This is a genomic window from Pandoraea communis, assembly GCF_902459745.1.
GTDB lineage: Bacteria > Pseudomonadota > Gammaproteobacteria > Burkholderiales > Burkholderiaceae > Pandoraea > Pandoraea communis.
Genome location: NZ_CABPSJ010000003.1, coordinates 794,641 through 809,637, shown reverse-complemented (window position 1 = coordinate 809,637; position 14,997 = coordinate 794,641). Strand labels below are relative to the sequence as shown.

Annotated in this window: 8 protein-coding genes; 4 read left to right on the top strand and 4 right to left on the bottom strand. The window is 59.8% G+C overall.

The window, feature by feature from the left end; translation table 11 throughout:
• Window position 1: 1 nt before the first annotated feature.
• Both PCO31110_RS14490 and PCO31110_RS14485 read left to right on the top strand, forming a co-directional pair.
• Entirely contained in the window at window positions 2-2,548 is a 2,547-nt protein-coding gene (locus PCO31110_RS14490) for a hypothetical protein (protein ID WP_150690713.1), read from the top strand.
• Entirely contained in the window at window positions 2,545-4,002 is a 1,458-nt protein-coding gene (locus PCO31110_RS14485; RefSeq protein WP_246189837.1) for a hypothetical protein, read from the top strand. The genes PCO31110_RS14490 and PCO31110_RS14485 overlap by 4 nt, the downstream gene beginning before the upstream one ends.
• Before the next feature lie 970 nt (window positions 4,003-4,972).
• Here the strand turns inward: PCO31110_RS14485 and PCO31110_RS14480 are convergent.
• The 3 genes from PCO31110_RS14480 to PCO31110_RS14470 all read right to left on the bottom strand — a co-directional run bounded on the left by PCO31110_RS14480 (window position 4,973) and on the right by PCO31110_RS14470 (window position 6,243).
• The gene (locus PCO31110_RS14480) at window positions 4,973-5,230 is read right to left on the bottom strand and encodes a hypothetical protein (protein WP_150690712.1); all 258 of its coding nucleotides are present in this window, start codon (window positions 5,228-5,230) and stop codon (window positions 4,973-4,975) included.
• Between the two features lie 13 nt (window positions 5,231-5,243).
• The gene (locus PCO31110_RS14475; RefSeq protein WP_150690711.1) at window positions 5,244-5,798 is read right to left on the bottom strand and encodes a hypothetical protein; all 555 of its coding nucleotides are present in this window, start codon (window positions 5,796-5,798) and stop codon (window positions 5,244-5,246) included.
• 142 nt (window positions 5,799-5,940) lie between these two features.
• Window positions 5,941-6,243 (bottom strand): helix-turn-helix domain-containing protein, encoded by a 303-nt coding sequence (locus tag PCO31110_RS14470; RefSeq protein ID WP_150690710.1) that lies wholly within the window; start codon window positions 6,241-6,243, stop codon window positions 5,941-5,943.
• An 85-nt stretch (window positions 6,244-6,328) separates the two neighbouring features.
• On the opposite strand from PCO31110_RS14470, the gene PCO31110_RS14465 reads away from it, so the two are divergent.
• Together PCO31110_RS14465 and PCO31110_RS14460 are read left to right on the top strand one after the other, a co-directional pair.
• On the top strand, window positions 6,329-7,039 hold the full coding sequence (locus tag PCO31110_RS14465) for a hypothetical protein (RefSeq protein ID WP_150690709.1): 711 nt from the start codon (window positions 6,329-6,331) through the stop codon (window positions 7,037-7,039).
• A gap of 528 nt (window positions 7,040-7,567) precedes the next feature.
• The gene (locus tag PCO31110_RS14460) at window positions 7,568-11,923 is read left to right on the top strand and encodes an NACHT domain-containing protein (RefSeq protein WP_150690708.1); all 4,356 of its coding nucleotides are present in this window, start codon (window positions 7,568-7,570) and stop codon (window positions 11,921-11,923) included.
• A gap of 4 nt (window positions 11,924-11,927) precedes the next feature.
• Here PCO31110_RS14460 and PCO31110_RS14455 read toward each other — a convergent pair whose 3' ends face one another.
• A complete protein-coding gene (locus PCO31110_RS14455) occupies window positions 11,928-14,828 on the bottom strand; it encodes a PriCT-2 domain-containing protein (RefSeq protein WP_174979570.1) in 2,901 nt (966 codons plus the stop codon).
• Window positions 14,829-14,997 lie beyond the last annotated feature (169 nt).

Genomic DNA, 14,997 nt, shown 5'->3' with positions numbered 1-14,997 from the left:
CATGGTTAGCGAACGGGATTACTTGCGGACCGTAGAAGTCGGCCAGCGCAACCAGGAAGTTAAGGTTCTTATCCAGAACTGGTGCGGCCACGCGAGGATTAAAAAAACCGGTGGTGTTGGCATGATCGAGGCCGCTACCGGATTCCCGATCGGCCATCACTCAATGGCCTGTGACCACGCCCCTGCTGACGGGTTCGCAACTTGGCATCTCGAGGAGGCGGCGCTCGCATTCTACGATCGAAATTGCGTAAATTGCACGGTCCGTCAACCGTTGCGTTTCCCCAATATTGCGGAGCTCGTGAGCCGTCGAGACCAGCAAGTGGCTGCTAGGGTCGCCGATCAAGAGCGGCAGGAAAAAAAGCTTCGCGACGAATTCGATTCCCGCCAGAAAGTGCGCTCTGCACTGCAGGCCAGTGCCGCAGTACCTGTTGCTTCTTTGATTGAAGACCTGCAGGCATTGGATCAAACTCGTACGGAGTCAGCGTCCGAGAAGATCATTGCAACTGCCCATCTCGCGCCGGAGGTGTTTGTCGATGACGTTGTCAACCACCTCTTCCATCTGATTGAGTCGAACGAGTCGTGGGCGATCGAGACGGCATTGAGCTGTCTGCGGATAGTATCCCAGGACCACAAGCGGCAAGTTTCTTGCGCGATGCAATGTCTCTCGAGGGAATGCAATATCGAGACTGCTGCGGAAGTCCTGGTGGCACACCTTGACTTAGTTGATGCATCTCAAGTGCAAACGGCCGTCAAGAGTTTGTGCTTGCTGGCTGCACCGCAGCGTAGCGACTTTTATTTTTCCGAACCCGAGAAGCGCCCCAAGGCACTGCAAGCTTTGGTGTCCAGATTTCCCGATGCGGCAGAAAAGGCGTTAGATAGTCTGGTCGCTAGTCACTCGGGTTTCATTGTCGAGACTGCGGCGAGAGCGATTCCGCTCGCGTATCGTGGCAATGCCTATCCATTGAGTTTGGTTCGCAGCCTTGCGGCAAAACTCGCTCGAGTCGATTCATTAGTCGATATCGACTCGGACTCGGAAATGCGCGAAGTCGTGCACGAACTGGAGCGGGCGCTCGTCTATGCCATGTTGGCAGACGATCAGCAAGTCGACACATTGCTCGTAAATTACTATCAAGGAGCTTCTTCCGCTGGCGAAGGGCGGATCGCCGGCGTTTACTCCACTTTGCTGAGATTGCCAGGCAGTCGCTTTGAATCTGTCGACGTGATTTCCAATCTCAGGCCTTACGGGACAGCGCTACGCCGCCTCTTGACGTGGGTTGCAGCGACGCAGAATCACGATGTGATGCAGGAGACTCACGAAGCCTTGCGGCACTTTCCGGAGCAGCTTACTCAGGTCGCATGCGATCAAATGGAACTCCTGCTGGGAACGGCTGCGTTGTTGGATCAGGCTCTCACGGACATCACTAATTCGCCGGCGCAGGTTTCTTCCGACGAAGCGAGCGCTTTCCTTGCGCAAATGGACCGCCACAACAGACGGCAGCAATTGGCTGGTCTGCGTTCTGCCATGCTGGAATGGGCGAGTAGCGCCGCGACTGAAAGTACCACTGCTGCGGGGAAATTCATTGATTTCATCGCTAGCGACATACAGTGGCCAGAGCAGTTCCGCAGCGCTCTCATCAAGGCCTTGCCGCCGTTGATGCACACAGCGGCATCAACGAATGCCGTGCTCCCGTTTCTCTATGGCGCAATGGTCGGGGAGTCCGCGTTGGTGAGGATGGCCGCCGCACAGGCATTGCGAGAATTACGTCACTCGCGGGTATCCGACCTTCCTTCCCTTGTACATGACGCATTTCTGTTGCTGTTGTCGGACCCGATCATCGGCGTTCATCAGTCTGCCGTCGAGGCACTCGAGCGCATTTCCTTTCCAGCGGAATACGAAGATCGAATTACCGAGAGGTTGATGGTGATTTTCTGGGCGTATGCTCAAGGCGACCGCGAACATGATTCGTTTCTTGTGACGTGTATAGAGCTGCTAGTAGGCCGCCTGCATGAGAAACCACGCTTTGCTGGTGTATGGGGCCCCGTCTTTGTTGCAGTATTGATGAAGGTCGACGTAGCGATCGTACTACGAAACAGCCACTCGTGGATGTTGACGCGACTCGTACCCATAAAGGGATTTCCCGATCTGCTTCTGAGGCTCTTGCAGTCGGAGGAGCATCATGAAACCTATGACGATCAATTGGTATCGTTACTACGTGAACTTCCTAAAGGCGATTTGCTCGGCATGCAGGCGAGCCTAGTAACCTTGTGCGAGCAACGCCCCGATGATTGGGTTCTGTCCGCAGCCTGCATTGAGGTTCTCAGCGTAGTCGGTGCGTGGGACGTTGCCGCGAAGATTGCAAGCCATTCACATAGAGTACTACCTGACACAACGCGGATGCTGGTGCGTAAGCAATACGCGCAGTTGTCGGTGCTTGAGATAGAGTTCGAACGACACCTAGCGGCAGAAAACCATGCGGATGCTCTCAAATGTGCTAGCCAATGGCGGCAGATCTTTCAAGGCGCGAAACGCGGCAGAGGTGATGAATGAGACAAAATCTAGTTCGCCCCGACGCGCGTTCGCCGCGCCTGAACGCTGTGGAAGCGTTGCTGGGGTTCCCAGGGACGACACACACGGACGATCTGAGTGCATTGGCCGGCGAGCTGGACTCGATTTCGGCGTCATTTGCTAATCCAGTCGCCGCGGTCGCATACGCTGCATTTGCAGGACTGGTGCGAATTTCGGCGACTCTAGCACAATGGCACGATGCCATTTTGACGGCGCTCCCAGACGCTGACCGCTTTTTACGAAGCGCGAAGGCACGCTACCAACTTTGGCTGAAGGAATATGAGAGTCAGGCGGCGGCTGCCAGTCTGGTCCAAACCAGTAAAGCATTGCCTGAAGTATCTAGCCTGGACGACGCCGTAAAGCTTCTCAATGCTGTCGGTGCTGTACCGCTGCCGCTAGGCATGTTTGCCCAAGACATCCCCTTTACTAGCAAGATGCACGGCCAGCACTTCGACGAGAAGACTGGGGCTGAACCGCTTCCGCTCACGGTGGCATTTCTGAAGTTTCAGATCGACTTGATCGACGCCCAGCACACCCACCAGCTTACGCCTGGAGAGGTCCACGATCTGGAATTGGAAGTCCGCGTCACGAGATGGCCAAAGGACCATAGTGAATTACAACTTACACCAGTTTCTGTGGAGCCAGCTTCAACATACGAGTTTCCAAGCTTTCGTTTTTCCCGTCCGGTTGGTGATCCACCGTACGTCTTACATCAGCGAGGTCGCGCCATTTTGAAGGTGTCGCAAGGTCTCCAAGCGAGGCCGTTCGAATTCAAATATGCGGCCGAGTTTCTACCACCCAAGTCGGAGCAACCGGTTGCGATTGTGGGACATCGGACGCTGCTAGTTGATGGCACAGATCCGTCGCGTACCTGGTGCGGCTATCCTGCATTGGACAGGCGCCTCATCGAGTTTCGTCAAGCATTACGTAGAGTGCCGGGTATTGCGCAGCCGGAGTTGCTTGACCTGCTAACAATCCTGGCCGCGCTGTTCAATCTTGCTGGCAGTTCGGTTCAAGACGCGCTGTTTCCGGGTACACGATCTGAAGCTGAGTTCCAACAGGATGTTCGTGCTGCATTGCGACGCAGCCCATCCATTGGGATCGAACTGGACGAACATGCCAACGCAGCGGGCGGAACCACCGATCTATCGTTCCGTGGAATCCCTATTGAGTTGAAGGTTGAGAAATCGACACTTTTCGCTCTAGAGGATGGCAGGCGCTTTACTAATCAAACAGCATCCTATGCGGTGGCGAAGGGTAAAAAGACTGCAGTGCTCTGCGTGCTGGATTGCAGCCCAAAGAATGGCCCGCCGCGTGACCCCGCGCAGTTGGTGGGTCTTCAATCCCTGGAAAATGGTGTTCAGGTCTGCGTACTGATCATCCAGGGAAATTTGCGGAAGCCGAGTGCGCTCTCACGCGGCCCCGTGTGCCAGTAAGATGGAGAAGTCAAAAGTCACTCGGGGATGCCATTAGGTCAGACGAGCTTGTCTGGCTGCGGGAGTTCGTCAACGGAATAAAAATCTATCGGCATTGGTGTCCTTGTTTCAGATTAGTCTGATCCTCGACGCAAACATCGTCCTTGGAGAGCTAAGGTGGGTACACACGAGCTCCTGCGGACTTCGAGGTTCCGGGGTGTCACCCAAATTGCCCCATTTCCACTCTCTCGTGCCCATTTTTCTCTCCGGCTCCGCTTTCCCGAAGTGATCCGAAGTCCACCGTACCCACACAGATCTGCGACATACGCGGGGATGAATCAAGCGGTTAACTTACAACATTGATAGGCAGAGGAAAGCACGCGCGATTACCGGAGATAAGGCACGGCGGAGTCGTCCGGCCCTTGATGGGGATACCATCTAAAGACTGATCACGTGCCGGATAAGCACCAAGGCAATTTGTGGTAGAACGTCACGGAGTTAGATTCCACCGGACATAAAACAAAACGGGGGCCGTCATTAATACCAATCTCGTACAGGGCATTACGCTTGCAATTGCAGTCCTAGGTGCCGTTCTCGGGGTCATGAACACATGGTTTGCGCTCGATCGGTCGCGCTTGAAGTTACGGGTTACCCCGAAACATGCTACCCCGGTCGGGGGAGCTCCTTCGCATCTTCAGTTCTGCATCGAAATCCAGAATCTGAGCGATTTCTCCGTAACGCTTGAAGAAGTCGGCGTTTTCTATCGAGGCACGAAGGAAAGAGGATGCATAAACCCGTTCCTTCCCAACGGTCAGCAGTGGCCTTGTCGTCTCGAAGCCCGGTCATCGATTACCGTCTATAGTGAACGGCCTTCTTCCCTACCTGGAAGACAAGTCCGGGCCGCCTATGCAAAAACGGCTTGTGGGCGCACGAAAACAGGTACCAGTGGCGCGCTCAAGCAGATTGCACGAGAACTGCGCAACGAACACAGCTAGGGGGCGCGTCCCGGCGCGACCGCGATGATCTCGCCGGGATCCGCCGGCGTCGGATTGTCGTTCGGCCGGCATTCAACGCCAGGCAGGCCACAGGCGCAAATCACGCGTTCGTCGCTACCTTGAGCTTCCGAGCCGCAGTTGCTGCAGCGAAAAACCTGATCGTCATCGTCGCCCGGACGGGCCACGACGCGAACGAAGCACTCGCGACAGACGTGATCCGTCAGCGCCCAGAAATACCGACCCAAATCATCCATGCTCGCTCTCGCATCAGAACCCACGTTGCTCCGCCTCGCTTGCCACGCGCTTGAGCCTCGCAATGATCCGGCCGGCAAGCTCCGGGGACTCGGCTGAGACTTCCTGGAGGATGGCATCGTGGAAGCGCGCAGCACGTTCCGTGCTCCAAGCCACCTCAGCGTGCTGCAGGGCCAAGCGGATCAAGTCGCATCGCATGCGGTGAGCATCGCGCAGTGCAAACGGCACCTTGACCTTCCGCTTGCCGTCGAGCCCCGTCGTGGTCGCAAACTCGCGCAGCAGCCGAGCATCCTCGTCGAGCTCGTCAAGCATCCGCCAAAAGTCCAGCGCTCGACGCTGAGCCGGCAGGGCCTCAGCGGCAGGAACGAGCTCCGCCACGGCCGGGATGTTCTCGCGGACCTCAGCCGCCATGTTGGCGCGCGCATCACGTTCGAGCTCCTCCCGCTCTGGAGCCCGGCCGAGCGCCTGGACGCGCCAGCGCCCCCACGTGCCATCCGGAATGTCCGAAAATTGCTCGCGAGCCAGCCGGCAGCCTTCCTTGAGGCCGTGCTCGGCGCATAGACGGCGCATAGTTTCGACTGCTTGGTCGCGGCGTGGATCGGATGGACGTGGCATAGGCTCCAAAACAGCAAAACAGGGATGCCTATAGTTTCGATTCACGACAACAACCCCGCAATTACTGCAGTGCCGGACGTTGATGCCTTCACCTTGCTTAGGGGGCAAGGCTGTCAACCAGAGCAGTGACTTTGCCCTGTTGTGCCTTAGTCATCCGATGAAACTTCCGCAGCAGATTCGCTTCCGCATCCGTCACGGCATAAAAATACGCCGGAGGCAGCTTCAATGCTGCTGAAATGCGAACCACAGTGCCAAAATCTGGAACGTGCTTCCCTCGCTCGTACTGGTTCATTCGAGCGCTCGCGGACATCTCGTCAATCCCGGCCAGAACCCCAAGTCGCTCTTGGGACAACCCGGCCTCCGTGCGAGCCTCTCTCAGCCGTTTCGCCAGCGTGTCCATGCTCAGCCCTTCCATCAAAGGCTAAGATGTTCTTAGTGATCGATTTTTTGTACACTAAGACTTCCTTAGCTTTCTGGGCGTAGCTATGTACGAAAAAGCAGACCATCGAAAGAGCCGCATCTACCTGACCTTTATTGGTTTTTTGATAGCTAGCAGCGTGCATGCGAGCGGCGAAGGCAATGACCGTCCTCACCTCAATCCCAAGGACGCATTTTTTAGTAATACCGTCTACGTTGTTGGGCCAAGCATGGAGAGATGCGCGCCGATCAATTCCGGGGTGCCAGCTAACCTCTGGGGAAACCGTGAACGTGTCGAGCAAACGGAAACCATAAGCCAGGATGGGCGCCTAGTTACAATCACGGGTCGACACGAAGACGGCGCCGAGAGCGTCTTTCGGTTCTTCTTGCGGCGGGACGAATGTCTCGCGTTCTCGCGCAAGCCAATTTCCCGGTCATCAGACTCTCTTCCGCAGACAACTCCCATCAAGGTCATCGGGATCTTCCCGGGTAACGCACACATCTTCCCGATCACCCTCACCAATGAACTTTGCGTGCCGGGGAAGCCCGACGATGGATATCGGGCAATCGCTCGCGCCTCCTTACTGCTCCAGTCGGCACCGACCGATATGGAAGCGTGCTGGAATTTCGACAATTCGGGCCGATACAAGCCGAACAGCGTCATCATCACGTGCCTTCGCGAGCAGGGCCGTAGAACCGGCAGGGTCAGTGGCGACTGCAGGTGGATCGACAAGGGCCGTTTCTTAGACCCCGCGACGATCCCTCGTAGCGCATTTTGAGAGTCGGTGAATCGGACTGGATACTGCCAGGCATGCAATCCAGCCTGGCGTGGTTTCGGTGGCCTTGCTACTCGCCTGACTGTTCTAACGGAGGGCGCCTCGGATACGGGGTGCCCTTTCGTTTGCCTACCGGGCCAGATCGGGCTTCCCGCGACAATTCCCAACATCCCAACATTCCCAACACCCGCATACCCTTGTCTGGCTTAGGTTGTTGGGTTGTTGGGATTGTTGGGATTGAGATAGATATATGAAAGGAGATCCCCGCTCCGGACCCTTGTGTGAGTTCGGGGTGGCTTCCTTCACTTTATAATTTTGTTGTTGTTAAAAATCCCAACATCCCAACATCCCCAACATTTCTTATAAATCAGGTATTTAGAGCGTTGGGTTTGTGTTGGGATTCGAGAATTCCCAACAACATCCCGGGGTCGCGGGCACCGGCGTGCGCGAAGTTTGCGCAGCGGGAGGCGGCCAGACTATGTACTCGGCTCGTTCGCTCCGAACCGTAAGCCGAAATCGAGTGTCCGTCAGGTGGCAAAGAGAAATCGAGACGACTTCAATAAGGATACGGTGCTGCAGATCGCGAAACGCGCGGGCTGGCGTTGCTCGTTTCCGACATGTCGCGCGGACACGGTTGGAGCAACGTCTGACGGCGAAGGCGAGATCAACATCGGGACGGCGGCCCACATCTGCGCGGCCGCTCCTGGCGGCCCGCGTTACGACGCGACGATGTCGCGAGAGGAGCGCTCCTCCGCAAAGAACGGCATCTGGATGTGCCGCGATCACGGCAAGGCGATCGACTCCCCCGATCCGCAATTCACCGTGGCGCTGCTGCACCAATGGAAGAGGCAAGCGGAAAACGAGTCGTGGCGGCGTGTGCTGCGGCACGAAGCATTGCCCGGGCACGCAGATGTCGCCGACCCGCAATTGGCTGAGCGCGTACGCGCCGCCGCAGAAGCCGATCTGCGAGTTTTCAGGCAAACCGCGAAATGGCCGTCCACGTCGGTCCCGCTCACGTTGAAGGTTGCCGACTTCGACGAGCCTGTGACGACAAGCGCGCTTGCAGGTGCGGCCACGTCGCTGGACGATCTGATTCTTGTCGCACCGCCCGGCATGGGAAAGACCACTACGCTCTTCCAGATCGCCGAAGGCGTTCTGGCGAACGGCAAAGGGACGCCGCTCGTCGTTCCGCTCGGCGATTGGGCCACAGAAGACGCGACGATTCTGGACTCGATTCTCAAGCGCCCAGCGTTCCGTGGGATCTCGGAAGACGACTATCGAAAGGCCGCCGCGCAGCCCGGCGTTGTGCTGCTTCTCGATGGATGGAACGAACTGGACGCGCAAGCGCGGAATCGCGCGCGGGTGCAGATCACGGCCCTCAAGGCGCAATTGCCCGAACTCGGCCTGATCGTCTCGACCCGCCGGCAAGCGCTCGACGTTCCTTTCGGCGGGACGCGCGTCGATCTTCTGCCCCTCAGCGAAGCGCAGCAAATGCAGATCGCCGTTTCGATGCGCGGCGACGGGGGCGCGAAGTTCGTCGACCAGGCATGGCGCACGGCCGGCGTGCGTGAGCTCGTGACAATCCCGCTCTATCTGACCGCCCTGCTCTCGCTTCCGGATAACGCGCCATTCCCGACGACCAAGGAGGAAGTGCTACGGCACTTCGTGGCCGCGCATGAGGAGGAGGCTAGCCACGCGGAAGCCCTTTACGCCGTCGCGCGAGGATTTCAGCAGGAGTACCTCGACGGTCTCGCCGTCTTCGCCACCCGAACGGCGAGCACCATCGCCGACAGACACGCACGGCGATCGATCTCTGAGACGGAGAACATGCTGGCCGAGGACGGACAGATCACGATCAAGCCGCAGCCCGACGCTGTACTCAATGTGCTTGTCGGCAACCACATGCTAATGCGCGCCGGCGATACACCGGGATATTCATTTCAGCACCAGCAGTTTCAGGAATGGTACGCGTCTCATTCGGTCGAGCGCCGGATCATCGCCGAAGTCGACGATCCCAGCGGGCGCGAGACATTGAAGGCAGAAGTCTTCAATCTCCCGGCATGGGAGGAACCCATCCTCTTTGCAGTCGAGCGTCTGGCGCGCGGCGATGCGGACCAGCGGGCCGCGTGCGGCAAGGCGATCGTCGCCGCATTTGAGGTCGATCCGATCCTGGCCGCCGAGATGATCTTCCGCTCCACGGAAGAAGTGTGGTCGCAGATCGCCAAGACCATTAAAGGACTCGTGGCGCGCTGGCACGCACCCGGAACAGTCGATCGCGCCGTTCGCTTCATGCTCACGTCTGGTCGCTCAGAATTCCTCGATGCAGTTTGGCCGCTGATCACCAATCAAGATGATCAGATCAGCCTCAAGGCGTTGCGCAATTGCAGGCGTTTTAGACCCTCGATCCTGGGAAACGACGCCGAGAACAAGATCAAGGCTTTGTCGCCGCACCTCCGGACCGTGCTGCTCAGCGAAATGGCCTCGCGCAGCGGGATGGATGGCCTCGATCTCGCGAGCGCCATTGCGAAGAACGATCCCGATCCTGAAGTACAGGCATCCGTCGTCGACGCGCTCTCGTTTCGGCGGGCGGACCGCCACGTAGCAGAAGTACTGCACAACGCGAGCGACAAGACCTTCGACCTGGTTGTCCGCAGAGACCTCATCGATGAAGTTGACGATGAGCCAGTAAGAAAAGGCGTCGCGGCGACGCGCGAGCGGCAGGCGGCGAATGGCACATCAGCTCATGATCGCCTGCGCGGGATCGTGGACGCGCAAGGCCGCGAGGACCGAAGCGCCGAGTTGAGAGATATTGTCAGCACGATGGAGATCGACCAGCCCCAGGATGCGGGGGTGCAATTGATCTATGAGGCGCGCAACCGCTATTTGGGCGCGATCGCGGACGGCCTGCTGGTGCGCGTACGTGCGGGCCATCCGTTGTTCTACGGCGCCGATGACCTTCTAGCGTCTGCTGGATTCGCTCTGGAAGACGACGCACTAGTCGATCTGGCGCTTTCCGACCCTGGCCGCCACGATGCCCGTGCAGAGGCCGCCGCGTCGGTACTCGGGCCGATCGCCGTGGGCCGCATGGTTGACGCATTGCTCGACACAGGAGCGCGCGTGCGCGCTGATGGCAAGTTCGACCAAGCCGCCAGTGAGCTTTACGTTGGGCTACAAAACCGCATCGCGCACGTGCCCGGCACGAGTCTCGTTGCCGCCGTACTAGCGCGGTCGGCGCAGGCGGACAACGAGCAGATGACGCGCTTGGCCGAACTTCTCTCGCGACATCCCGATGGCGAAACCGAACGCGGCAGACCGTTCGACGCTGCCGCGCTGGCGTCCATACGGGGCCTCGTCGAAGACTGGGGCAACCGGATGCTTGCCTCGGACGACGCGGAGCGCTGGCAAAAGGCCAGCATCGGCACGCTTGCGAGCCACGCTCCGTCCGTGGACCTGCTGCCTATCTTGAAACGGCTACTGGACGACAATCTGCGGCGCTTCCGCGCTTACCGCGAGCAGGCGGAGGCTGCCGGTTGGCGGCAAGGCGACGCCTTGAACGAAGCTCGCCAGCCCATGACGCACGAGTACCAGCGGGCCTTCTCGGCAATCAAAACGCCAGAGACCGCCGCCATGATGCAGGAATATCTGGCGGACCAGCACTTCGGCGAACTCGCCGCGCAGGTGCTCGCCGACCAATGGCGCGCCGCAAACGAGCCGCCGAAAGATAAGCGCGTTATGTTCGGAGTGGACTTCTCGGGCGTAGAGGAGAAGCGCGGGGCGCGTGCCGTCGATCCTCAAGCAACTTCTGCGGAAGCCGAAGCAATCTTCGCCGCGGTCGAACCCCTAACTGCGGATGGCGCGACAAACGAACAGAAAGCACTCGCGGTCGCGCTTGGCATTGCCGCTGTACGGCTTCCGCACGGCCAGCGCGACAGCACGATCCAGAAGCTCATTGCCCTCGCACCGAGGCGCGCGCGTCCCACTCTGCTTCTGAACCTCGTTCTTTCGGGCGAGGAGATCGACATCAAGGTTGTTTCCGACGGAATCTCCGAGACGCTCGAGGCGGCGAAGACCGAACCATGGATATTGACGCAGAGCGATGGCTACGAATTGAAGTTGTGGCTGCGCCTTCTGCCGTTCGTAAGCCATCCAACCGGGGCGCTAGCTGTCGTGCGCGGCATGCCGCCCACGCAGCGCGAGCCTCGCTTCTTGGAGGAAATGGTCGGGGTTCTTGCCAATGCTCCATCGGACGAAGCCGAACAGGTCTTGTTCAAGCTCGCCGAGGAAGACCCGCGTTTTTACTTGAACGAGCGGTGGCGCGCGGCAGTTTTGAGGCTCGGCACACCATCTTCAGCGCGTCGTATCATTGACCTGACCGCCGCCGGGGCTTTCGAGCGAGTGGGGAACGACTGGCACCTAGCGCGGGAACTCGGCAGCCAGATCGAAGCGCACCCGGACCTACGCTCCCATTTGTACGGCCTCTTGAATGCCGGCCCGACCACTCCCGGGCTGGCACTGCTGACCCGCGCGGTCGCAGAAGCTCCCGACAACGACGGTTTGCTGTTACTCGTAAAATTCGAACAAGAGCTAAATCGGCCCTTTGCTAGCTGGCAAACCATTGAACGGCTTGTTACTGAGCATGAGCCCGTCAGCGATTGGGCAGGCGCATACAACGTTGTTCCGGTCCCTGCCGATAGCTTGCGCCAAAAGCTGCTTGCACTGACCACGGACGGTGGTCCCACTGACGCCGCTGCGCGCCGGCTGCGTCAGATCGACGAGATTCGGGATGAACACGGAATGCCGGAAGGCGAGCCGCGTCACCCCGACCTGCCGTCAGGCAAGCCTTGGCCGATAATGCAACCAGACCCGGACGCCACAGCCGACGGCTAACCGGCTAGAACGTCTGGTCGTCGCTATCCCGATGGCTCAGCGCGGCGCTCAATGGGATCAGGATCCCGCTGGTAGCAGCCTCACCGATGCGGATGCCGTCTTTGGTGCTGGCGCCCTGAATTCGCTTCAGCCGCCCTCGAAGGTCTGACGAGAACTTCGTTTCCCGCATCAGCTTGAGGAGCTCCGCGTTCTTCGGATGGAACCAAACAAAACCATCCTTCACTTTCATGCCGAAGTTGTGCAGCTCGCTGTCGGCTACGGTCGGCAGGATGCCCAGTTCCTCGACCGCATATCCTGCCGCGCATGCGACCAACTTACCAACCGAGGTCCGAACCCCACCTTGCCGAGTGATCGGGCGCCCCATGAGCGTCGCAATCAGATCGTCCTGCTCCTCGGCCTTGCCTTCCTGGTAATCGTGCCAGTCGTGCCGCTTAATCTCCGCCAACGCCTCGTCCGGTGTCGGCAATCGATCGTTGACGAGGCACCACGCGCCGGCCAGGAGCGCGCCGATCTGGTCGCCCTCGCGCGCAGTTCCGAAGAACGTGGCTGCCGCCTCCGTGAACACGTCGATCGACTCCATAATCACGGGCGCCATGTCGATCGAACGGCGGAACAGCCGCGCGCTCAGCGTCTTGTCCCTCGCAATTTTGTTGAGCCCGGCGCGGATGGCCGGCCAGTTCTTCACGTCGGTCGCCTCGCCTTCCCGCTTCGGCCGCAGCGCGAGCACGGTGACGCGCTCAAGGTCCTGCTGTCGGTCGAGCGCGACGCCGATGCTGGAAAGCAGCGCCATCGAACGCACTTGGAATGCCTGCGCCTCACCGCCGACGGTGCCTCGATAGGTTTGCGCGCCGGTGTCGCTCGACGACTGGCGGATCATGACGAGAATGCGCTGCATCTTGGTCGCCGCCGCTTCCGTGTCGGACTCGCTCTCGTCGATCAGGATCGGCCTCGCGTCGCTGCGCAGGGTCTGGCGGAGGCCCGCCTCCGTGCTGTCGCCGTTGGCAAACACGTCCATGCCCGCCGGGATCAGCGGGCGCACAGACTCATTCAGGATCGTCGTCTTGCCAGACCCGGCGCCGCCCGTGATCCACGCGTGCGGACGCCAACGCAGTGCACCGCACAAGGGGCTCAGCAGCAACCAACCGCATAGGAGCGGCGCCGATGCCGACTTCGCCCAGCGAAACGAGTTCGCCATTTCGAGCAGCCAAGTGCCATCGGCCGCGCTGAGCAGCGTATCCGAAGGCGCCACGATCTTGCGGCCGCCTTGATAGAGGAACTCCGAGCGAATCGCGCCCAGTTCTGTGGATGTACCGTCGACCAACAGTCGATCGCCCAGGTGCACCACCATTCGGTCGCCGTCCCACCACGCTCCGCGCCCGCGCGTGAACGTAGGGTCATAGATGCCCGCCGCCTCGGCCGCCTCCATCAGGAAGCCAACGGCGGCGTCCTTGTCGAAGTTTCCCTGCATGATCCCCTCCCACCAGTTGAGCGGCGCGAGAGACATCAGTGCGTTCTTGCTGAGACCGCTCGTGCGGATGGTCAGGATCTGGTTTCTCCGGCCTTTCCGGAAAAAGAAGTACGCGTCCCCGTCGACGCCAAGCACGCGGAAATGCCGATTGTTCGCGAACGGGTTCTCGCCGGGTGCGGTATCGTCCTCGGGATCGACGTCGTCAGCCCGACTCGCCTGCTGGATAGCACCCACCGCATCCTCAGCGCTGCCCGCGTCGTCGGCCTGTGAGGCGGATACGCGCGCGAGACCGTCCATCGTCTGCTTGAACTGTTCGGATTGCAGAGGCCCGGCCGCAAGCGCCAGCTCAACGCAGGCTTGAAGATGGTCTGGCCCGGCGATATTGACCGTCTGGTGATTGCCGTCCGCATCGACCCACTCGTGCTGAAAACCGCGCACAAAGATGTCGTTCGCATCGCGCCCAGCGCCTGTCCACTCGGGAACGAACAGGCATGCGCCGACCTCGAGGGCCGCATCAGCAGCCTTGCGCGAGCCCGTAGACTGCGCGTGATCCTCGGCATCGCGATCGCCGACAATCAGGATGTGCGCACCCGGAAACCGTGCTCGGATCTCGCGACACACCGGCGCGAGATTGCCCGCGTCGAACGCCACGACGCAGCCATGCCCGGTCGCCTCATGAACGCTCCCAGCGGTCGCAAACCCTTCGGCGACAATGAACGTGCGGCGGCCATCAGCACCCTGACGCGGCTGTCCAATTGGGAAGAAATGGCCCTTTTTGGCGCCGCCGGGGAGAAAGAGTTTGGTGAACTCTGTCCGCCCGTTCTCGCCGGTGCGCTCGATGATCGCTTGTACCGAGTGGATGCGCTTATCGAAGTCGCGGATCTGCAGGAGAAGCGCGTTCTTGACGGTGTAGCGGATCTCGCCTGTGTCCGGGTCGATCACCGGCCAGTCGCCGGTGCGCGCGCCGTTCGAGCAAATGCCCTTGGCACGCTGGTATGCGTGTGTGACATCGGTCGGCTTCGCGGCGGACTTCGCGCCGTTCCAGATGCTCGTGGCATGCGCGGCCGCAGCTTCATGCTGTGCGACACGCTGCCCCTCCTCGCGTTCTCGACGCTGGGCACGCTCGGCATCGCGCCGGGCGATCTCGGTTGCGCTTAGCTGAACGCGCTGGCCTTCGTAACGCCAGCCAGCTTCCTGCGCCATCTGGATCAACGTTCCTGGGCCAACGCGACCATCTGCGCTGATTGACCTCCACGTGGCCGCGCAATCCTTGGCGTCGTAGTTGTCTGCGGCTGAACTCCAACGGTCGAAGTGCTCAAGGTCTATGCCGCTGGCCTTGGCCGCCATTGCCACGCGCACCCACGACTCGCGTTCCATGCCCGGATCGAGTGCAAACATGGCGCTGATGTAACGCTCGACGTCACCAATTTGCGACATACCGCCAGTCTCGGCGGTCGTGATACCAGAATGAAGACTCATGAGCTTCGAATTGTTTGGGCCATTGATGCCGGTACAAGCGCGTGTCGGCATTTTTTTGGCCCTTGGTTTAGTACTGCGGGCCTGGGCAGGCATTGCGACGGGTTTGGCGCTGATCGCTGCGGTAGCC

Coding starts and splice junctions, on each gene's coding strand:
- PCO31110_RS14465 (WP_150690709.1), top strand. CDS start 6,329: ATGTACGAAAAAGCAGACCATCGAAAGAGCCGCATCTACCTGACCTTT.
- PCO31110_RS14475 (WP_150690711.1), bottom strand. CDS start 5,798: ATGCGCCGTCTATGCGCCGAGCACGGCCTCAAGGAAGGCTGCCGGCTG.
- PCO31110_RS14455 (WP_174979570.1), bottom strand. CDS start 14,828: ATGTCGCAAATTGGTGACGTCGAGCGTTACATCAGCGCCATGTTTGCA.
- PCO31110_RS14480 (WP_150690712.1), bottom strand. CDS start 5,230: ATGGATGATTTGGGTCGGTATTTCTGGGCGCTGACGGATCACGTCTGT.
- PCO31110_RS14470 (WP_150690710.1), bottom strand. CDS start 6,243: ATGGACACGCTGGCGAAACGGCTGAGAGAGGCTCGCACGGAGGCCGGG.
- PCO31110_RS14485 (WP_246189837.1), top strand. CDS start 2,545: ATGAGACAAAATCTAGTTCGCCCCGACGCGCGTTCGCCGCGCCTGAAC.
- PCO31110_RS14490 (WP_150690713.1), top strand. CDS start 2: ATGGTTAGCGAACGGGATTACTTGCGGACCGTAGAAGTCGGCCAGCGC.